Raw genomic sequence first — 23,264 nt, 5'->3', positions numbered from 1 at the left:
CGTTGGGTTGGGTTGGATTAAAGACGTAGGCGGACGCCGGGAGGTTAATCAGGTGCAAATCGCCATCTCGCGCGTGGGACCAGACGTGCGAATGGCCGAAGACGTACGCTTTGACCTGTTTCTTGGCGTGCATTAACTCTAAGAATTTGGCGGTATCGAGAATTCCGCCCCACGCTTTGCCTTCGGGCGGAGCAACTTTCTGCAGCGTGTGGTGCGCCATGATGATCGCCGGCTTGTCTGCCCGCGCGTCGAGCTCATCGCTTAACCATTTCAGCTGTGCGTCCCCCAACTCGCCGGTCACGACGTTCGTCTTCATCAGTGAATCGAGTAAGAAGAAATTCACGTACGGCGTTTCCAGAATGCTGACATGCTTTGACTCGACCAGCGGTTGCTCGGGGCGCTGCGTTTTCAGCGCGTCATAAAACGCGGGGATGTTGTCATGGTTGCCCATCGTCATGTGCAGCTCTTGCTGGGCGTCAATCAGCGGCTGAATGCACTGGGCGAAGTTGGCGTAATCAGCCGGCAGCCCGCTGAGATAGGCGCAGTCGCCGTTAAAGAGAACGGCGGCCGGCTTGCTCGGCAGTTGATTGATCTCGCGGACGCCCTGCTGCAGATTGGACGTCATGTTGACTTCCCGCGCGGTGACTTCGGCATTTTTGGGAATGTGCGTATCGGATAGTAGCGCCAGCGTCATCGTCTGGGCGGCCGGAGCGGCGTAGCCAATTCGCAAGACCGACAGCCCGGCCAGCGCCGCGGCGGATTGCGACAAAAATTGACGACGATTAACGGAAGGAAGGTGAATCGGCATAGAGAAGTCCTGGCGAAGCGGTGTGAAGGGAGGAAAGAAGCAGGCCGCCAGGCTTGAGGGGAACCCCCGGCGGCTCCCCTTTATCATAGTCAATCCACAACGCTCGATCAGCAACAGAGACACGGGCCGCTACTGGACATTCCGCGTGTTGATTCTAGCTGAACGACTCTCCAACTCTCGTGGGAATTCGTCGGGAAGCAAGGGTTGTCTAAGTCGATTATTTCGCCCCTGTAGCGGGGAACGCTCGAGCCGCCCGCTAGCATTCAATTTAGGCAACTCTGGCGGACCTTTCGTCCCTTTGATGATCGCGCCAAATCTCCAGTCGCGCGATTTTGGCGAAAATGTGCGGCTCGTTCTGAAAGTGCTGGTTAATGCGAGCGATTCGTGCCGATGGGTGGTGGTGAAGGTATCGAAAATACGCCTCGCAGTCATCGTATCGATTGTTCGCCTGTGAAGGGGGCAATCAACGGAGCGCGTGGACCTGGCATTTGGCCCGCCTTCGTCTCCACAACGATAAGACAGCCTTTCGTCTGCGAAAGAGGAACCCATGAGAGCCCATAGTTTGTGGATCGTTTCCTTAATGGTGATGCTCGCAGCATCCACGGATGCGGTCGCGCAGAAAGCCACATATGCGACCGGTTCCGACCAACAGGATTCCGCAGGCCAACCCTCCGGCATCGCCTACCTGGCGAGCGGCCAGTGGCGCGAGCCGACGGTCAACGACGCTCCAGCGCCAGCCAGCGCCAGCAGATACGCCCAACAGGGCCAATATCCTCAGCCTGGCCAATACCAACAACCGATGATGCCGCAGCCCGGCATGGGACATCCCGGCATGATGGCTCAACCCGGCATGCAGCCGAGCATGATGCCGCAGCCAGGGATGGGCTATCCCGGCATGATGCCGCAGCCTGGCCGCTATCCGGCGATGCCGCCGGGAGTTGCCCCGGCAGGTTTCAACCAGTCGCTGGGCGGCCCACCGATGCAAGACCCCAACGTTCAACAAGCGTCGTACGATAACGGCAACTGTTCGACCTGCGGCGGATACGGCTGCGATAGCTGCCGCGGTTCTGGTTGCGGTTGCGGCGGCGAAGGGTGCGGAGCTTGCAGCGGCCTGCTTGGATGCGGTCAATACTGCGGCTTTAGCCGCGGCATCGGCAACGCCTGGGACTTGTCGGAATACGGAGGCCGTTGTGCTCCCCGTTACTTCGACGCCAGCGCCGAGTTCACCTATTTCAAGCTGGAAGGAAACACGCCGAACCGTGCTTTCGCTTCCCAAAACATCTTGGGCGCTACGGTGCTCAACAGCAACGATCTGAACTTTGACAATGAAGCCGGCGTCCGCTTTACGATGAACTGGATTTGCTTTGCCGGTACGACGCTGGAAGTCAGCTACATGGGTATCGGCAACTGGGCCGCTTCGAGCCGTGCGACCGGCGCAGGCGACCTTTACTCGCCGCTCTCAAATTTTGGTAGTGACCCACTGGGGGGCTATTCAGAATCGGACATGTCAAATCTGGCTGACTTGTCGATGTCCAATCGCTTTGACACGGTCGAGCTGAACCTCAAACGAGGTTGGACCGGAGCAGGGTGCTGGTTCCAAGGATCGTGGTGGGGCGGTTTCCGTTACTTCCGCTTGAGCGAAGACTCGAACTACGTCACGCAAGGCGCGTCAGGGTCGATGAACTACGCGACGAACACCGACAACGACATGTACGGCGCCCAGCTGGGTGGCGACTTGACGACTCGGCTAACGACGCGATTGAGCCTGAGCGGCTTCCTGGAATGCGGCATCTATGGCAACCGCGGCGTCCAGGACACGACGATCGTGCTAAACAACGCCGGCGGCACTTCGACCGTGTTTGAAACCGCCGCCGCCAACCGAGCGTCGATGGTCACCGAAGGCGGGGTGCACGGCAACTTCAAAATCACGCCCAACATGGCCTTAAAGCTTGGCTATCAAGTGGTTTATGTCAACGGCGTCGCATTGGCCCTAGACAACTACAATTTTACGACCGGCCTGGGAGCCGCGCCGGCCGCTTTGGCGAGTCGCGCCGTCTTGGTCGACGACAATGGATCGGCTCTGTATCACGGCCTCACGGGTGGATTCGAGTTAGTCTGGTAGTCGTTAACTGTTGATATTAAAGAAGTTACAAAAAGGTCGGCGAATCTCGCCGGCCTTTTCTTTTTGCGCTTCTCGCACCAGAAAATGGGGAACTCCGGCTGAGTTGCCCGCGTCTAAGCCGGGTTGCAAAGTCTCACCGATCCCCCCGAATACTAAATGTCTGGGTAATTTGGCAAGACTACGTGGAGGTCCGTTGTAATCGGTCTCCCGGGCAACTAATTTTGTTACTACGGCTTGGGCTCCCCTCTATCGACTTATCGTTGTCGGGATATCCGGCTGATCCCGAATAACTCACCCGCTCGTCACCACCGTCAGACCTGACCCCCACAGCGCTCCGCAGTTCGCCGTTATTTTCTATCCGGCAGGCGGAGCGTTCGGAGATTTGCACCATGAATCGGTCCTCTGGAAATCGCCCACGTAAAACCAGCAACCGCAAGAAGTTCCGAGGCTCTCAGGCGAAAATCGAATCACTGGAAGCCCGAATGGTCATGGACGCGGCTGCGGTCTATGAAGCGGCCCAAATCAGCTTCATGGGGGATGACCTCGTCGGGAAAGACGGCGATTTCGGCAAAGCCGGTTTTGACATGGCGTTGCTCTATAACCAGTACGTCTCTGGCGATAATCAGGTCGAAGATCCTGATGGGGGCGTCGGGACGTTTGTCCCTGGAGTCACGTTTGGAGACTACGTGATTGAGGGGAATCGTATCCATGTCGGAGTAGTCGGCGTTTCGGTCGATCCGCAAGCGACAGCGGCCCTGATGACGGACTTAGCCGATATTGGCATGGACATTTCGGCATCCAAAAGTGCATTGGCCGTTGGCTGGATTAACATCGATAAGCTGGACGAACTCGTCTCACTGACCAATGTAGGAATGGTTCAAGCTTCGCGCAAACCGATTGTCAAATCGGTCGGTTCGGTCGTCGATCAGGCGGACGCCGCCATGGAAACCGATACGGCTCGAACCCAATTTGGCGTTGACGGAACGGGTCAGAAAATCGGCGTAATCTCCGATACCTACAACGCGGACGGAAGCGCTGCCCTAGACATCGCGACTGGCGACTTGCCGGGCGCCGGCAACCTGCTGGGAAACACGACGCCGATCCAAGTTCTGTATGATGAACCTGGCGGCACGGACGAGGGTCGCGCCATGCTGCAGTTGGTGCATGACATTGCACCGGGCGCTGAGCTCGCGTTTCATGGAGTTGGCAACTCGACGCTTGAGTTTAGCAATGCGATCTACAACCTAATCGCGGCTGGCTCGACCGTGATCGTCGACGATATCGGCTTCAGCAACGAGCCTTTCTTTTTTGATGGAGTCGTTGCCAAAGCGGCCGACGCCGCAGTCACGGCGAATGTCGTCTATGCGACGGCGGCCGGCAATGACGCTCGAACTTCCTGGGAAGGAGCGTTCGCAGATAGCGGCGCCGTGTTGGCGGCCGGCTCCATTCAGGTCGACGCCAGCGACCCCTATGCTCCGGCCGCATTTTTCGGCGGCACATCGATGGACTTTGATTCTAGCGCAGCCGTCGATGACCGGCAGTCGTTTACGCTAGAAGATGGTGATAACATCGCCCTTGTCTTTCAATGGGATCAATATTTTTATTCGGACTCCGCAGGTGCTCTCGGTGCGGAATCGGACTTAGACTTGTACCTGATTGACGCGAATGGCAATATTGTCTCTGGTTCGACATACAGCAATATTGGCGGTGATCCAATTGAGTTCCTGGAATATCAAAACACCAGCGGCGCCACCGCTACCTATGAACTGTTGATCGTCGTCGAATCAGGCCCGATGCCGAATTATGTGAAATACATCAACACGGTTGGCTATGACTCGATGGGCGCGCTGGAATACGCGACCAACAGCGGCACCGCATGGGGCCATGCGAATCCTGATCTTGCATTGAGCGTCGGCGCCGCTTTTTATGGCGATACCCCAGGCTACGGCGCCAACCCGGCTGTGCTCGAAGATTTTTCGTCGCCTGGTGGAAGTCCGATTTTATTCGACAGCAACTTGGCGCGGATCGCGCCGGTGTATCGCGAAAACGTCGATGTGGTCGGTCCTGACGGCGCCGATACGACCTTCTTCGCTCCTTATGGCATTGTCGATGTCGAGGGCAATGGACTCCCCAATTTCTTCGGCACTTCGGCCGCCGCGCCGCATGTTGCAGCTCTCGCGGCGTTGCTTCGCCAGGCCAATCCAGAACTGATTTCGACGCAAGTCAATGACATCCTGCGCGACACGGCTCAAGACATGGATGACGAGTCGACCCCAGCCTTCGATATCGGTTTTGACTTTGCAACCGGCTACGGCTTTGTCGACGGCGTGGCCGCGATTGAACTGGCGCTTAACACGGTTGGCCTGAATCCCGGTGGTGGTGACAATGGCGGCGGCGGCGGCGGAGAAGATGGCGGCGGTGATGTGACGCCTCCTTCCTGCGGCGTTTACTTTGGTCCTGAGGCGGTTGAAGTTCAAGCGGCATTGGGCGCCAATCTGTTTGTCACGGGCCATGCGATGCTGGACAACGGCGTCGCTAATGGGCAATTAGGCTACGACTATGAAGTGCTTGACTTCTTGCGCGGAATCGGCACCTTCCAAGAGATTCCGAAGTCGCAATACTCGATCGCGGTGATCGGCAACAGCGACGCCGACTGGGGCTTCTCGACAGGAACTCAACTCGCAACCGGCTACGAGTCGACGACCTTCTATGATGTCGACAACATCACGCCGGCGCTGTGGTCTCAGATTCTCTCCAATGACGCTTTGATCTTCTTGTCCGACATCACTTCGGTCGCCACCGGCGGTTTGACCAATGGACAGATCGACACGATTGTTGACGCCAAGGACCTGATCGCCGCAGCGGTCAACACCCACGGGCTCGATGTTTGGGCCAACGCCGGCAGCGCCGCGACCGGTTACTACGACATCTTGCCGACCGGCGCCGTCGATGTCGCAGCCCTGACGGCGAACGCGACGCCGTTTGCTGCAACGACCGAAGGACAAGCGATCGGCATCACCTATGAGATGGCGAACGCCGCAGCGGCTTCGTTCGAGTTCACCGATTTTGACAGTGATCTCTATGAACTAGAAACTCGCGATTTATCCGAGATCGTTTCGCTTGGCGCGACGAATATCGCGATTCAGAATGACGAACTCGTCTCGGTGAGCCAAGCCGGTTCTTACATGCTGAACGGCGTGATCGGGTACAAATTCAATGACGCGAATCTCGACGGAATTCGCCAAGCCGACGAAGCTGGCCTGGCCGGTTTCACCTTCTTCATTGATGAAGATGGCGATGGTCGGATCGGATTGTGCGAACCGTCGGCCGTCACCGACGCTTCGGGCATGTACACGCTTTATCCTCGTTACAGCGGCACGTTCAACGTTCTGCAGGTCGTGGAGCCTGGCTACTTTAGCACCGACGACGTCCAACATGTCATCTCGGTCAACGGCAGTCGCATTACGCTCAACGCTTCACTCGATTCGGGCGCCGTGGTCGCGATTGATTACGGCGATCCAGGAAACCCGTACGCCGCCCACCCGGTGGTCGACGGCTTTCACTTGGGCGAATCGCCGATGGTTGATGACGGCGTCGTGTTTGGCTCTGGCTTGAAAGTAGGTACGAACGTCGTCTCGATTTCCTCCTCCTCGCTTTATTCGCCGGGCATTCTGCAAGCATGGATGGACTTCAACAAGGATGGCAAGTTCAACGGTCCCGGCGAACAGATTTTTCATAATCTGACGCTGCAAGAGGGTACGCACAATTATACGTTCGTGATTCCCGACTTCGTGATCGACGACTCGACTCAGGACCCCGCGTATCGCATTCCGCTCGACGTTCGATTCCGCGTTGATTACACGCTGAATTTGGGACCGACAGGCGACGCATTCGCCGGTGAGGTGGAAGACTACGAAGTCTTTATCTCGCAAGACGCGGATGGGGGCATCCGGTTGAACGACGATGCTTTTACCTACGTAGAGGATACGGCGGACCAAACGTTTGACGTGCTGGCGAACGATTCGAGTTTTTACAACCGAGCCCTCACGATCGTCGACATCACCGACGCGACTTCGATGGCCATCTTGGACGCGTTGACGATCGTCGACAACAAGATTGTCTTTGACGCCACGGGAATCGTTGATCTGGGGACCGACATTACCTTCAGCTACACGGTGATGGATTCGAAAGGGTTCACCGAAACCGCCGACGTTACGCTGACAGTTGCCGAAGACAATCTCGCAGTCGTGGCGACCGCGTCCTTCTACAATCCCGATTTTGGCGGCGACGTCAACAATGATGGATTTATTACCTCGCACGATCTGGCCATCGTGCTGCGTGAAATCGAGCGTTTCGGCTCCCGAGCGCTGCCGCAACTCGGCACACCGAGGGCTGGGTTCGCCAAATTCATCGACGTCAACGGTGACAACAGCTTCGACCCGCGCGACATCGTCTCCATTCTCGAGAAGATGGTGCAAAATCAAATCGCGTATCAGGAAGAAGGGGAAGCGGTCGACGCCGCTTTCGTCGACGACCAACCCGCGGCGCCATCCATGACAAGCCCAGCGGCTCCGCTCACTTTGCAGACGCCGATGGTTACGGGACTGACCGCAACCACCAAATCGTCGAGGCCGTTGTCGACGACCGATATCAGCGGCTACTTTGCCGGGGTCTTTGAAAAAACGAGCAAGCAAAGCAGTCCGCAGAACCAGCAATCTACAACGCTCGCGTACGAAACAGAAACCGATTCGGAAGTCGAAGAGCATCTCTTCTCGGACAACTCGTTTGAACTGCAACTGATCGATTCGGCCAGCAGTTCTTCATTGATGTCGGAAGAGGTGGAAGCGACCCTCGATGAAATCGCGATTGACGTTGAAGCCGCCTGGGAAGAAGATCTGATCAGCGGCTAACGCGCCTAGCGGCGAACCATCCACCTACGGCGGAGCAGCTCGTCTCTCCGCCGTTTTTATTTGCCGAAGAAGGAATTCAGGTGAACGAAGAATCACTGGCCAAATTGCGGAAACGCAATCTTGATTCGGCGGGCGATTGGAAACGCTACGCTTCGCATCGCCGCCATACGACGCGACTGATCCTGGACGCCGCTCCCGCCAAATCGTCCCGACTTTGCTTGCTCGGAGCGGGAAACTGCAACGACATTGAATTGACCGCGCTATCGCGCACGTTTCGCGAAATTCACCTGGTCGATCTCGACAAAGACGCCGTCGAGCAAGGACTGAAACGACAATTCAGCGGTCTGCAGGGGAAGATCATCATTCATGCGCCGGTCGATCTGGATGACCCAGATGCGATTTCTCTGCTTTCATCGATCGGCGTCTTTGATGTCGTCGCTTCGATTTGCGTACTATCGCAATTGATCGACGCGATTCCGCATCAGGAGATGTCAAAAGAGGAAGCGCTGCCGCAGATTCAACAGATTCGGAAGCGGCACTTTGGCCTGCTGTCGCATCTGGCCGGAACCGACGGCAGCATAGTACTCGCCCACGAAGCGGTCTCGAGCGATTCGGAGCCGAAAGTCGCGACCAGCGACGACCATTTGCTAGGCCCCCTCTTGGTGGAACTGGCCATACAACAACGCTTGTTTATGGGACTGAACCCTGCCGTGATCGCGGGCGAACTTCTCCACTTGGCTCCGACACACGATTTGACGACGACCCCACCCTGGAGCTGGGACTTTGGCCCCCGTTGCTACGTGGTTTGCGGTCACGCGCTGAAGCGCCAAGCCTAAATCCTGTTTTTCTGTAAACAGGAGTTGGCAAAATTCACCGGTTAGAACGAAATTACCGGAACTTCCCGTTCGGCCTGTACGTCCAAACGTCGAACCAAGATTCGATTTGCGCAATTTAAGCGACGTCGAAACTGCCCTCGAATTCGTTAATATCGACTTCGTCGGCATAAACCAACTTGGCACAACACGGCAGTCTACGCAAACTGCAGAAGATTAGCACATTTGGTGCGTTTCGCAGATTTGGCGTAACTATAATCCGGCTTGCCCCCTGAATGTTGCAATTTTGCAACGCGATCGGGGATCGCCGAAACCCAAAAAAGCAATCCAGGTCCTACGCGGTTCTCCCCCCGGAGAAGCTACCGCACCCTTCCAGTGAGGATAGAGGTCGTCTAAATGACCATTCGCTACACACGTCGACGTACATCCGCAGAACGCAAAGCTGCCCTGAAGAACCATCTGCGTAGCAAGCGTAAAGGGGGCCAACGTTCTCTCAATCATGAGCAACTGGAATCGCGCCAACTGATGGCGATGGACGTTTTCCAGTTGATTGGCATTCAGAATAATGCCGGCGATCTACTGGATGACCAGGAAGTGCTGAACAGTGCGCCGCAAAATCTGACGTTGCGGTTTGATGAGAACCATGCGGTGGATCCCGCAACGCTCGCTGCCGGGATTCGCATTTATCGCGCAGGACCGAACGGCACTCTGGATGGCGGGACAGGCGATGATGTCGATATTTTGGGGAATGGCGCCGATTTCGGGGGATTCATCGGCATCGGCGACAGTGCGAATGAAGTTGTGATCCGCTTCGGCGAAGCTCTGCCGGACGATCAGTATCGAATCGAAATTACCAGCGCATTGATAGGGACGCCGATCGAAGATGGGGTTCCGATTCCCGGCGGGACGCCGACTGGAGCGACGCCGTTCTCTTCGACCTTTGAATTGAATCTGGGCGCCCAGATTCTGTCGATCGTACCGCAGCCGGTCACGCGCAATGATTCCGGAGATCTGGAAATTGCCCGCGATCAGATCTACGTCTATTTAAATGATGACGATCTCGACATGGCGTCGGCGCTGGACCCCGGCTACTACCAACTCCTCTTCCAGCGAACTGACGACGCTAATATAAATCCGGACGATGACAGTCCGGATATTCAAAACGGGGAAGTCGCGTTCTTCCCGACAAGCGTCGATTACGACTCCGACCTCGATCTCATCATTCTGACCTTCGCCGATTCGCTCGACACCCTGGCGGATGACTTGCCCGGTTTCGATTCGACGAAAGCGACCGTCTTCCGACTGCAAATCGGCAGCAAAGAAATCACGTCGAAGGAGTGGACCGATACGCCAGACGTCGACACGATTGATGCGATCGGCCCCAATGACCCCGGTGACACGTTTGACACGGCGAAAGACCTGGTCGGACCGAACAACGAAAGCTTGCTGGACGGCAATCACGAATTTGAAGTCACCCGTCCCGCGCACGCGACGCATCTAAATTCCACCGGCGCAACAGTCTACGACGTCGTGGGCCAGATCTTCACGGTCAACGACGGTAGCGACGACAACGGCGGTCTCGGCAATTCCATCACGTTTCAGTTGATCAATGGGGGAACGACGTCGAACCTATCGTATGCCGCGATTGATATTTCCGATTTGATCCTCGACACGGCGAGCACCCGCGCCATGCTGGCGGATCGCATCGCCACGCGGATCACCGCAGCGTTCGCCGCTGACGGCCTGGTGGTCAACGTCGACGAGCCGACCTCAAGCGTCAGCGGAACGCGTTTTGCGCTTTCCAGCCCTGATGGTCGTCCGACCATGCTGGTTAGCGATACGACCGTCGGCTTGATCGTCGACCGCTCGCAAACGATTGTCATTCATGGACAAATCATCAACGAAGCGGGGGAAGAATACACGTTAGATCTGCCGGGCGCCAGTGATGAGCCTGGTCACCGTGAAGACTATGCGGAACAACAACAACATTTACTGGCAGGCGCCGATGACCATACCGGCGTCACGGAGTTCCGCTATACGTTTCCCCAGCAATACGGTGTGGATCCTTCGACGGGCGCTCCGCTGTTCAACCAGATTACCGAGGCGCAAAAACAGCGGACTCGCGAAATCATGTCGCTCTACAGCTATTACGCGGGAGTGACTTTCGTTGAAGTTCCCTATTACGAATCGACGAGTCCCTTCTTTCAACCGTACGACCTCCGCGTGGTGACCGGCGACTTGCGCGCGGTCGATCCCACCGTTCCCACCGGGCCTGGCGGCGTCGCCGGTATCGCGGGTGGAGATTTGGTGGTGATGGACATTTTCGATCACCAGAATGCAGGTGACGACGAATATGGCGATGATTGGCAACGCACGGCGATCCATGAAATCGGTCACTTCCTTGGACTTGGTCACTCTTACGAACTTCCGCCGGTAACGACACAGAGCGACGGCGCCAACAATTTTGGCTTGGGCGCCGAAAATATCTTCCCGGGCGATAATGACATCGTCCATATGCAGTATCTCTACAACCCTGACTCGAAAGACATCGATCTCTATAAATTGGAGATCACCGAAACGGGGCGATTGACGGCGGAGATTCTGGCCGAGCGTCTAAGCAATTTGGACCCGTCGAATCCGGTCAACCCGAGCAGTCTCGACGCGCTGATTACGATCTACCAAGAGAATGGGGACGGAACGCGAACGGTCATCGCACGTAACGACGACTACTACAGCGAAGATCCGTTTGTCGAACTGTTGCTGCAACAGGGCACCTACTATATCGGCGTCAGCGCCAGCGGAAACAACGCCTACGATCCGTCGATCGCGGACTCGGGATTCGGCGGCAAGACGCAGGGCGATTATGATCTGCAGATTCGCTTCCGACCTGACTCGACCAATGCGATTCGCGATACCGGGGCCGTCTTGGAATCGGGCACTTCGATCCAGGTTCGAAACGCCGCGGAAGACTTCGGAACCGACGCTCAACTAAGTCAATCCGGCCTGCATACGATTACGATCGTCGATGCGGCCGGCACGGACATAACCTACGAACTTGATTTTGTCGACGACCTTACCGCGCCGGCGACAGTCCAGTCGACCAACGTCCCGGTTAAAGTCCTCAAAACGGCATTGGCCAGCGACATTGTCGCCGCCCTGGTCGCGGCGATCAACGCAACCTCCGGTTTTAATATCATTGCGACTAACGTCGGAAATCGGATCGATCTGGCGAATGCGGCGTCCAACAATCCGGTTGATTTCTCCTCGCTGATTGACGCCAATGACACGATGCGCGTCACCGGCGGCGCCTCAGAAGGCGCCGCGCTCGATGGCGATTTGAATGGAGCCGCCGGCGGGAACTACAACTTCTGGTTCCGCGCCGAAACTCCGCTCGAATCGGCGACTGCTCCGCCGAATGAGCCAATCGTCATCTACGTCGACAAAACCTCGACTCGCGGCGGGCAAAACAACCCGGCCTTAGATGGTTCGCTGCAGCGACCATTCAACAACATTCAAGCCGCGCTCACGCTCGCCGATCAGCGCGGGATGGGAGACGTGATTCGGATCATCGGCCTAGCGGGCAATAGCGATGATCCAACGACGCTAGAGGACAATCTCGCCTACTACATCGGTTACGACACGACCCAACAGCAGGTCCTGGAAGATGGTCAACAGCTGATCATCCCGAAAGACGTAACGGTGATGATCGACGAAGGCGCCATCTTGAAATTTGGCGTCGGCGGGGCCGTCGTTGTCGGCAGTACGTCGGTCAACGAAGATCGAAGCTTCGCCGCGTTGCAAGTTCTCGGCATTCCAGAACGCTTTGATCCCTATGTCGATTCCGCCAACGCGATCGTCGAGGACTCGGACCGCTCCGGTCGCCGTGTGATCTTTACTTCGTACAACGAAGACAAAGTAGGCACGAAGAGCAATACGCAGTTCGAGCCCGCGGGCGGCGACTGGGGCGGCGTATTCTTCAATAACGAAGTCGATCGTGAAGAAGGCGCCGGTAATTGGCAAGACAACGGCATCTTCCTGAACTCGATCGTCGGCGGCGACTTCCGTTACGGCGGCGGCCTCGCTTCGATCAACGGCGAAGACTTTACGTTGGCTCCGGTCTACATGGAAGAGACGCGACCAGCTTTGTACTTCAATAACGTTGTCGGCAGCGCTGGCGCTGCATTTTCGGCCGATCCGAACAGTTTCGAGAAGACGAACTTCCAGGTTTACTCCCCGCAGTCCGACTTCAATCCCACCGACAGCTATCGCATCGGTCAATTCAACCAGGCGACGCCTGACTACACGCGATCTGGCCCGGCGATCTTTGGCAACGACTTCGTTACCAGAGCTCTCGTGACGACCGACGACGCTGGAAACGTTTTGACAACTCTTCGCGAGGGATACGACACCAACTCGCTCAACGGCATTCTGGTTCGCATCAATACTCCGGCGGGCAATCTGACCGAAAAGCTTACGGTTACGGCTAATTTTGACGATACCGACATCGTCCACATCCTGCTCGAAAATCTGCTCGTCGAAGGAACTCCCGGCGGTCTGCTGGTCGATCCCTTCGGCACGCTTACCGCGCGTCTCGACGCCGGTCTGGTGATCGATCCCAACATCGTCATCAAGTCGAATGGATCTCGCATTGAAGTTCAGATGGGCGCATCGCTGATCGCAGAGGGCTCCAACGGCAACGAAATCATCTTCACCTCGCTGCATGATGATCGCTATGGCTTTGGCGGCACGTTCGACACCAACAGCAACGGCGCCCAAACGACGGCGGACGCCGGCGACTGGAGCGGCATCTACTTTGGGCAAACCTCATCCGGCAGCCTGGACAACGTCATCCTGGCGTACGGCGGTGGAAATTCACGCGTGGACGGCGGTCTCGCCTTCTTCAATGCAATCGAAATCCATCAAGCCAGCGTACGCGTTGCGCATAGCCTGTTGGAAGAAAACGCAAGCGGATTGGGGAACAATGATTCCGGCGCCACGCGAGCTGGTCATAGCGCCAACGCCGGCGGCACCATCTTCGTCGCAGGCGCCCAACCGGTCATTGTCAGCAACAGTTTCCGGAACAACAACGACGCGTCGATCAATATCAACGTGAATTCGCTGAACTCGAATCTTGTCGTGGACTGGGGTCGTTCGACCGGCTTTGTCGAAGTCACTCCCGGCGTCGGCGACAATCAAGGCGCATTGATTCGCTTCAACTTGCAGACGAATAACGTCATCAACGGCATGGTGGTTCGCGGCGGGGTCCTAACCACGCAAAGCGTGTGGGACGATACCGATATCGTGCACGTTCTCTTCAGTGAAGTCGTCATTCCCGACTTGCACACGTACGGCGGCTTGCGGATCGAAAGCTCGACCAAGGAAAGCCTGGTCGTCAAGCTAATGGGCGCCGAGAACGCCGGCATCACCGCGTCAGGCGCGCCGCTTGACATTGAAGATCGCGTCGGCGGCATGTTGCAAGTGATCGGCCAACCTGGTTTCCCGGTCGTATTCACGTCGTTCTATGACGACACGGTCGGCGCCGGCTTTGATGAAAATGGCAAATCCGCCGTCGACACCGACAATACCGGCGACACGATCGCTCCCTCGGCCGGCGACTGGCGCAGCTTGCTGATTGACCAGTTTGCTAACGATCGCAACGTTGAAGTGATTGTCGAAGCGGAAAGCAACAACGCCGTGTCGGTCGGAACCAACGGTACGCCGCAGTCGGCCCAATCGCTCGGCATCTTGGCGCCTGACGAATATGCTGGCGACGATAACCGCCGCTTGGGCTTCGAGATTCAAGGCTATCTCAGTTCGCCCAGCGATGTCGACGTCTACTCCTTCCAAGCGACGCCGGGAACCGAAGTTTGGCTTGACCTGGATCGCACTACGATGGCCTTGGACGCGATCATTGAACTGATCGATGACAACGGCAACGTGATCGCGCGTTCGATCGATAACAACACGCTGTTCGGCAACAACGACGCTTCGAATCAAATGAATACGATGCCCAAGTCGGGCACGTACGACCAAGATCGGTGGACGATCAATCCGCGCGACGCCAGCATGCGGATCGTTTTGGCCGGCAATCCCACTTCGTCGATTCGCACCTACCATGTTCGCATTCGCAGCAACAGCGACGATATCGGTACGACGACCAACTCGAGCGGCAGCTATCTCGTCAATCAAACGCAATTGACCGGCGGCCTTACTTCCGGCGTTTACCAACTGCAAATTCGTCTGCGTGAAATCGATGAATTCGGCGGCTCGACCATCAAGCAAGCGGACGTCCGCTATGCGACCAACGGCATCGAAGTGCTGGGGCAACCCGCCCACTCGCCGCTGCTGGGCGAATCGGCCGAAGATGCCAACGACACCAACGATACGCAAAACGGCGCTCACAACGTCGGCAATGTGCTGACCACCGACCGCGACGCGATCAGTATCGCCGCCAATATCGCTACAGAAACCGACGTCGATTGGTTCCAGTTTGAACTGACTCGCGAATACCTTCAGGAGATTGAGGGCTTTTCGGCCGATGCGTTGTTCGCCAGCTTGATGATCGACCTCGACTACATGGGCGGCGCCCGCGGCAACGCTCAAATCGCCGTCTACGACCAGCAAGGTCGCTTGGTGATCGTCAGTTCCGATTCAAGTGTCGGCGACGATCAAACGCAAACGCAATTTGTCGCGAACACGACGTACGATGCCGACTACACGCCGCTGGCTGACCAGACGCGCGGATCGCTCAGCACCAATGATCCGCATGTTGGCACGATCCATATCCCGCAAGGGACCTACTACGTCGCCGTATCGTCGACGGCCCAGATCGCGGATCAGCTCTCGCAGTTCTACGAAGAAGATCCGACCAACTCGCTCGTTCGTCTCGAGCCGGTTGATTCGATCCAACGAATCGTCGAAGAACATATCGGCACCAACACGTTCAGCACAGCCGATGCTCCTGACATTGCGGCGTTCCTAAGAGACCCCGAACAGGCGAAGGATTATCACCTCAGCGATATGGTGATGTTTGTTTCGGTCGACGTCGGCAACGAACAGACTCGGGTCTGGGCGGTCAATCCATTCACGGGAGCCGTCGAAGCCTACATTGGGCAATTTGGCCAGGATGTGGGTGATATCGCAATGCGTCCCGACGGCAGTCTCTACGCTTACAGCCTAGACACCGCTTTTGGAAATGCTCCCATTGCGGCCGACAACGGTAATTTCCTCCAGATCGATACCGGGACCGGCGCCTCCACGATCATTCGTGATGACGGAGTGCAGACCTATACGTTAGACAAGAACGGCAATCCGGTCGTGGACCATGTCATCCCCGGCGGCGCCAGAGTCGGATATGGCTACTACTACAACGCGTTGGCCTATGGCTATCTTGTAGACAATCCCGAAGCGGATGACATCCTTGGCTACGCCGTTGGAAATTATGCTGGTGGGATCAACGGTCCGGCGTTCGCCACCACGGACGGCACCAATATCTTGTTCCGCGTCGACGCGTCGGACGCCGATGGTAACACCACGCCGCTGGGCGTCGCGATCGATGCGGGCGGTTCGCCCAACGATGGCCCCAACAACGATACGAATGAACAACGGGCCGAACGCGATTCAGGCACGGACGTTCGTGCGGTAGGACAAATCCGGACCGACTTTGACGCGGTTACTCCCGGATCGTCGACCATTATCGTCAATCCCGTTTCGACGTTTGATGCGGACGGCGTTACGGTAATCAGCAACTACGACGACGGCGACACCTTTGTCGTCGACGGCGATGGCCTCTCGACGACGACCGGTGATCGCATTACCGTCGAGCTCAACCTGGGCTTTGATCTGTCGTTCAACGCGCTCAGTCGTCAGACGACCGAGACGACCTTCCAAGGAACAACGCTCACACGTCGAGACGGCGGCGTCTTTCCTGCCGATGGTTCTACCTTTGTCGTGGATGGGGTGACCTACGAACTCGATCTCGATCAATACATCGATTTCGCTGGGGTTAACTCCCTGGTGGCTGGGGATAACGAGGGTTCGGCGATCAAAATCACCGATATTAGCGGCAATAGCCTCTACTTGTACCTCGAAGATATTTCCGATGGCAGCACGACGGACGGGACCGACAACACTGATTTCAGCATGTCTCCCCCCGCCCCCAGCGATACCGTCGTCGCGGTTCAATATACCGCCAACGTGACGACGCGCGAGACCTTGTTGCAGTCCGTTTTGAAAGCGATTACTGACAACGAAGCGACGGTCGGCCCCGCTTACCGACTCAACAACACGATTGTCATATCGAATGACACCAGCATTACGATGTTGCCTGGTTTAAGCGACACTGGGGATATCTTCGGCGGCGTCGCCATCGCCGGCGAAAACGGCGTCGTCGGCACAAATATCGCCGTCAACATTGACGCCGGCGCAACCGAGTTGGAAGTAGCAAGCGCGATCGTTGCAGCGATCAACGGTCAAGCAGCCGGAACCGCGAGTCAATTTGGCACGCGTGTTACGGTCGATGCGGCCACCGCCGACTTCACCGGGATTGGCGCCCTTGTGACGCCGCAAGCCAACACGACCACAAACGCGACCAATGTGATGGTCACGATCGGCGCCGATTGGACGGCTGAGGAGGTCGCCGACGCGATTGCCGCGGCGGTCGACTTGCAGCCAACGTTTGCCGCCGATAGTTCGACGCCGGGACGCGTCCATTTCACCTACAACGGCGTCAACGCGACCGTCGAAGATACGCTAGAGCTCTTCAAGGTTGGCGGTCAGGCCAGCGGCGGAACCGTGACGGGGTTGGCCATCCAGAACGGGGAATTGTATGCCGTTGACTCCGAAGGCGGCGTCTTCGAAGTTAATCGTACCGACCCGACTCAAAGCGATTTCCTCGGCACGATTCTCAATGCGAACAACAACCCGGTAAACTTTGTCAGCCTAGAGGCTGGCCCGGCCTTCATGCAGGGCGTCACCAGCGACTACGCCAATGTCCTCTTCGGCATGTCCGATTCCGGCGTGATGTATGCGTTTACGATTGAAAACGTGGGAGGATTCCTGGAGGCCGTCTTGGCCCCTGTGTTTGTCGGTGGTCGCTCCAGTATCGCAACCGCGCTCAATGTTTTGGATACCCTGCCAAACGTCACCGGCTCAATTACCGGTATCGCGATGGGCACGTTAACAAGCAACCTGTGGAATATCACCGATACTCGCGGCGATGAGGCGGGTCACGGTATTGAAGTGCCGGTCACCGGTTGGCGCGATGCGGAAGAGGGCGGAGTCAGCTTCTACTTTGGTAACGAAGAAGACACGTTTGCCGAAAACGAAGCCTACGGCAATGCGACCTCAGACAACTATGATTTCCCCCAAGGCGCCCACGGCACGCTCATCACCGAAGACTTTAGTCTAGATGGTTATTCTGCGGCCGACCTTCCCGTGTTGTATTTCAACTACTACTCCGACACGGACAACGTTAACGGCGACCTGGCGCGTGACACCTTCCGCGTCTTTATCGCCGGCGACGACGGCAACTGGGTCCAACTCTCGACGAATAATAATTACACCATCGCCGGCGATAACAACGACGAGTTTGACGCCCAAGACAAAGAGACGTTAGAAGACAGGGCCAACGCAACGACAGAGACCACCAGCGGCGCCACGAACACGGTGCAACCAACGTATGACAACACCAACTCTTGGCGCCAGGCACGGATTGATCTCTCGCAATTCGCCGGTCAAGACAATCTGAAGTTGCGATTTGATTTCGCCACGGGCGGCCAAATCAATATCGGCGGCGTCGCTGTCGACGAACAAACGGGGGCAAACTTCGCCGCCGACACGACCGAAGTCCGTGCGTTGGATTCTAACAAGCACGACGATGGCGAAGTCTTCTCGATTACCGATCCCTACACAGGAGAGGTCTACTACTTTGAAATCAACAAAGGGCAGACTCTGACGGTCGGATCCTACGCCCAGTTCGACGATGGAGACATCTTTGCAATCACCGCCAATGGGATGACTCGCACGTTTGAGTTTGACAAGGGCGATGGGAACACGACCGCTGACAACGCAATCACCATTTCGATTAGCGATACGCCGGCTACGATTGCAGAAAAATTGCGTAGGGCAATCAAAGAAGACACCGTTATCGGGGCGATCGTCCGGACGTTCCGTGATGGCAACGAACTCACGATTCGTGACATCGAAGACATCGGCCGGTCGACCGGAGCAAACGGCCTGACGGTCGTCAATGACGGCGGCGGCAGTGTTGACGGATTGCAAATCGACGGCACGGAGGCAGGACGCGCCTCGACCAGTTCTTTGGCGGATTTGGACGACGCCGTTATTGACCCGTTTACGGGCTTGCCGATTTACAACTTTGTCGCCGGTACATACGATCTCCATACGATCGACATCCATGACGACCTTGTTGTAGCGGAGGTTCCTAACGCCGACGGACAGCAACGAATCGGCGACACCGAACTCGCGGAAATCATGCAAGTCCGGTTCCAAGAGGTCATGGCCGCCAATACGGTGGATGCGAATCGCGACCTCACCTACACTGTGGTCCCGCGGCATGAAGAGTTCCTCTACATCCTCGGCGGTTACGAAGTCACGCGATTTGTCGACGGCGATATCGATGTCGCTACGCACATCGGTTTTGACGAAAACCTGCAAAGCGACACCTTTGGCGTCATGCAGGATTTCCCCACTACGCCGAACGATGACAATGACCTGCCGAACGTCTTCGATATCCGAAAGATCTTTAATCAATCGAACGAACGCGGCGTCGACAACGCTCATCAAGGCATCTTCATCGACGACTTGATCATCGGTTTCGCCGAACGCGGCGAAATGGTGACGAGCGCCTCGGTCAACGGCACCGGATTTGAAACGAATCCCAACGCCTTCGTAAACGACGTCTTTTTCGGAGAGTACCAGCTCGAACTGCGAGAAGGAACCGAGTACGTCTTTGCAGGGGGTTCGTACAGCAGCGAACGTATTGCCACGTTCACCTGGAACACCAACGATCGCTTGCAGCAAGGGCATTCGATCATCGCACCGGCCGGCAAAGACATTCAGAACAACACGCTTCTGGAAATCAGCGACGGCGTTGACACGATCGTCTTCCGCTTCCGGGATCTTGATCAAGATGCGGTGGCGATTAATCCGCTCACGCAAATCAATAATGACAAACTCGCCGGCATCTACACGGTCAACTATCGTTCGACAATGACCGATGGCGACATCGCACGTGCTCTGAGCGCCGCAATCAATGATACGTTTGGCCAACGTGCACGTAACTTGACCGAATCAACTCGCACCTTTGGCGTGATCGCCCGCGTGAATTCGCCGCTAGCGGGCGAAGCGACCTCCGGTCAAATTGACCTTTCGCCGAAGAGTCCTTACTCGGATGAAGTTATTGTCGGTCTGCTGGGAACGACCAACCTTGGGGCGCTCCAGTACCGCGAAAGCAACAACGACCTCTTCATCAACGCGACCAATACGAAGCTCGACGGCGTCGCGTACAACGGCTACATGGAGTTCCATGCTCGCGGTCAAATCGGCGACAACCCGTTGGCGGTCGACGGTACGGACCCGACGAAGCACGCCGATGTCGATATGTATCGTGTCGATCTTGGGCTGGGAAGCACGATTCAAATCGACGTAGAATCCTTATCGCTCGGATCTCCTGTAGGTTCGTTGATTCGTCTCTTCTATCTCGACGGAACGGAAGTTGTCACTGCTGTCACCGGCGTCGACGCGAGCTTGAGCTATGAGGTCACCGATCCTCTGCTGGTTGGTCGCTACTTTATCGCAATTAGCCATGCGGACAACGATTCGTACAATCCGAACCTTCCCGCTGATGACCCGGCTAATATGCGTGTCTACTCGATGGAGAAGATCGCTTACGGCCTGTCGGTTAGCGTCGATAACGGATCGGCCAATCCATTCGAGTTTGTCACCTACGATTACGACGGCGATCAAAACAACTTCCGCGATCAAGGGCAGATCATCATCAGCTCGAATCGCATTTCGCACTCGTCGGAATGGGGTGTTCTGGTCGACGCCGCTCCGCGCGGTTTGCCTGCCGACGGCGGCGACAATCTGCCGCACCAAGGATCGGTTCGCGTTACCCGCGAAATCAACACCAAGCGTCTGACGACCGGTGTGACGATCGTCAACAACATCATTTATGACAGCGGAACCGGCGCCATTCTCTTCAGTGGAGATACGGCTCTCACGTCGCAAGCGCCAGGCGCCGTGCCGGTCGGTCGAATCATCAACAATACGTTGTATGGCGTTGGCGGCGGCGACGTCGGCATCCAAGTCGACAATCAAGCTGGTCCATCGATCGTCAACAATATCGTCGCCAATTTCGGCGTCGGCATTGATGTCGCCGTCGACGGCGTTTCTCCCGTGGAGACCCGAATTTCGCGGACGGCGTTCCAAGGGAACATCCTCGATAGCGCTTCCGGCGACACCGGACAATCGCCGGTTCTTCTCGGAGCCGCTGACTTGCTGTTTGTGGATGCGGCGAACGGAAACTTCTACCTCGCTTCGGGTTCGCAAGCGATTGATGCGGCGATTGACTCGGTCCCGGACCGAGCGGAATTTAACTCGTTGAATAGTCCCCTAGGAATCGCCACCTCGCCGGTCATCGCGCCTGCACGCGATCAATCGGGACAATTGCGATACGACGACCCGACGGTCGTTTCGAGCGGCGGGTCAGGTGTGAGCGGCTTCAAGGACATCGGCGCCCTGGACCGAGCCGACACGCGCGGCCCCAGCGGCACGCTCATTGATCCTCAAGACAATGACGCTGCGAACCTGGACTTGGACCAAACGCAAGATGTGGTTCAGTTGCTCACCGGGCCGCTGACCAACATCTCGATTCAATTGATCGACAGCAGCGGACTGTCCACTCAGCCGCAAGGATCGGGAATCGACGACACGACCGTTACCAGCGACTCGTTTATCGTGGAACGAATCACCGAAACCACGACCACGAAGCTCAAGCTCGGAGTCGATTATCGCTTTGACTATGACGCGACCAACAACGTCATCCGGATTACACCGGTTTCCGGCATCTTTGAAGAAGGGGTCACTTACAAGATCTCGCTCAAGAATCGATACACCATCGATCCCGACACCGGCGTGGCGCTCGGCGTTAACCATCCCGATCTGATTCGTGACAACGCCGGAAACTCGATCGAACCGAACAAGTTCACTGGTAACGAAACTAGCTTCTTCATTCGCGTCGGCGGTTTGCTCGATTTTGGCGACGCACCTGACAGCTATGGAACCTTGTTCACTAGCGATGGCGCTCGCCATGGAATCCGCGAAGGCTTCTTCCTGGGCGACGGGATTGACTCGGAACTAGACGGCAAGCCGAGCGACGGCGCTGATGGTGACAACTTCGATGACGGCATCGTCTTCGAAGAAACGAGTTCGTCTGGGACCGGCTTGATCCAAAGCGGAGGATCGAGCGTTATCTATGTCGAAGCGACGGTTCCGTTGAATGAAACCAACTACGGCTTTCTCCAAGCCTGGTTGGACTATGACGGCAACGGCGTCTTCGATGACGACGAGATGGTCTTGAACCGCGCGTTGAATGTGAACGCGACCAACGGCGCTAACTTTGGCTTGGGCCAGAAGTTCACCCTCGACGATATTCCGGACGATGCGATAGCCGGCCAAACGTACATGCGTTTTCGCTACAGCAGCACTGGTGGTCTCGCCGCTACCGGCTTTGCCGAGGATGGTGAGGTTCAAGACTACGAAGTCACCATCGAGGCCGCACCGTTCAACCCTTGGCACAACTCAGCTTTGCCAGAGGCGGTGACCATCGGCGACAACGTCGTTTCGTCACACGATCTAGCGGCGATCTTGCGTGAAATACAGGAACGCAACTACACGGATTCTGCTACCGGCAAATTCAAACCAGAATATGACCCCTTCGACCCGACGACGCCGTTCGTGGGCAGAAACGGAGTTGTCGGCGACGTTCCGAATCGTCTGGATGTCAACAACGATGGATTCGTCACGGCTTCGGACTATCTGGCTGTTCAGGAATACTTCGTGGACAACCAGATTCAGTTGAACCCTGAGTCGGTCAATGACGCGTTGCTCTCTTCGTCCTCAGAGACCATCAATCCGGCGGTCGAGAATACGCCGCTGATCGACTCGTCGACTAGTTCGGTGGAGATCGTCACGAATGACGCGCCTTCCTACACGATGACATCGAATCCGTTGACCGCTTCGTCGGCGGCCATCTCGTCGAATCCGACGAGTCAACCGACGATCGACCTGTTCGGCCTCACCATTCAGCAGTCGAAGTCGAATGTCGCGAAGTTCAGTCAGTCGACGGCGGCGACAACCTTCTATAACGACATCGACGAATCGTTTACGGATGAAGTTTTGCTGGACGATTCGCTCGACGCCGTACTGCTATCGGTCGCCAACGACGTGGATGACGCCTGGCGAATCGATTCGGAAGGGGAAGACGACCTGGACAATCTGATCGCGATGATTTCTCAGGACGAAGAATAAGTCGATCACAACTCCCATCACCCAAGGCCTCCCATCCC

5 protein-coding genes are annotated in these 23,264 nt (G+C 56.6%); 4 read left to right on the top strand and 1 reads right to left on the bottom strand.

Annotated elements, in window-relative coordinates:
• Positions 1–808 (bottom strand): metallophosphoesterase family protein (locus DSM3645_RS29435; protein WP_002652691.1); only part of this gene is annotated, 808 nt, incomplete at its 3' end.
• A 547-nt stretch (positions 809–1,355) separates the two neighbouring features.
• Between DSM3645_RS29435 and DSM3645_RS13185 the strand changes: the two genes are divergently transcribed.
• The 4 genes from DSM3645_RS13185 to DSM3645_RS13170 all read left to right on the top strand — a co-directional run bounded on the left by DSM3645_RS13185 (position 1,356) and on the right by DSM3645_RS13170 (position 23,226).
• Positions 1,356–2,930 carry a hypothetical protein gene (locus DSM3645_RS13185; protein ID WP_131282535.1) on the top strand — a complete coding sequence of 525 codons (1,575 nt, stop codon included), beginning with the start codon at positions 1,356–1,358 and terminating at the stop codon, positions 2,928–2,930.
• Positions 2,931–3,319: 389 nt separating this feature from the next.
• On the top strand, positions 3,320–7,840 hold the full coding sequence (locus tag DSM3645_RS28260) for a GEVED domain-containing protein (RefSeq protein ID WP_002652688.1): 4,521 nt from the start codon (positions 3,320–3,322) through the stop codon (positions 7,838–7,840).
• A gap of 80 nt (positions 7,841–7,920) precedes the next feature.
• Positions 7,921–8,676 (top strand): class I SAM-dependent methyltransferase, encoded by a 756-nt coding sequence (locus tag DSM3645_RS13175; protein ID WP_002652687.1) that lies wholly within the window; start codon positions 7,921–7,923, stop codon positions 8,674–8,676.
• Between the two features lie 393 nt (positions 8,677–9,069).
• Positions 9,070–23,226 (top strand): GEVED domain-containing protein, encoded by a 14,157-nt coding sequence (locus tag DSM3645_RS13170; protein ID WP_002652686.1) that lies wholly within the window; start codon positions 9,070–9,072, stop codon positions 23,224–23,226.
• The last annotated feature ends 38 nt before the right edge of the window (positions 23,227–23,264 follow it).

Origin of the sequence: Blastopirellula marina DSM 3645 (assembly GCF_000153105.1) — a bacterium.
In the GTDB taxonomy this organism is placed as follows: domain Bacteria; phylum Planctomycetota; class Planctomycetia; order Pirellulales; family Pirellulaceae; genus Blastopirellula; species Blastopirellula marina.
The sequence above is the reverse complement of the archived record's forward strand: the minus strand, read 5'-3'. Positions and strand labels throughout refer to the sequence as shown.

Bases quoted from the DNA above. Each gene is read 5' to 3' on its own strand.
- DSM3645_RS13185 (WP_131282535.1), top strand. From the start codon at position 1,356: ATGAGAGCCCATAGTTTGTGGATCGTTTCCTTAATGGTGATGCTCGCA.
- DSM3645_RS28260 (WP_002652688.1), top strand. From the start codon at position 3,320: ATGAATCGGTCCTCTGGAAATCGCCCACGTAAAACCAGCAACCGCAAG.
- DSM3645_RS13170 (WP_002652686.1), top strand. From the start codon at position 9,070: ATGACCATTCGCTACACACGTCGACGTACATCCGCAGAACGCAAAGCT.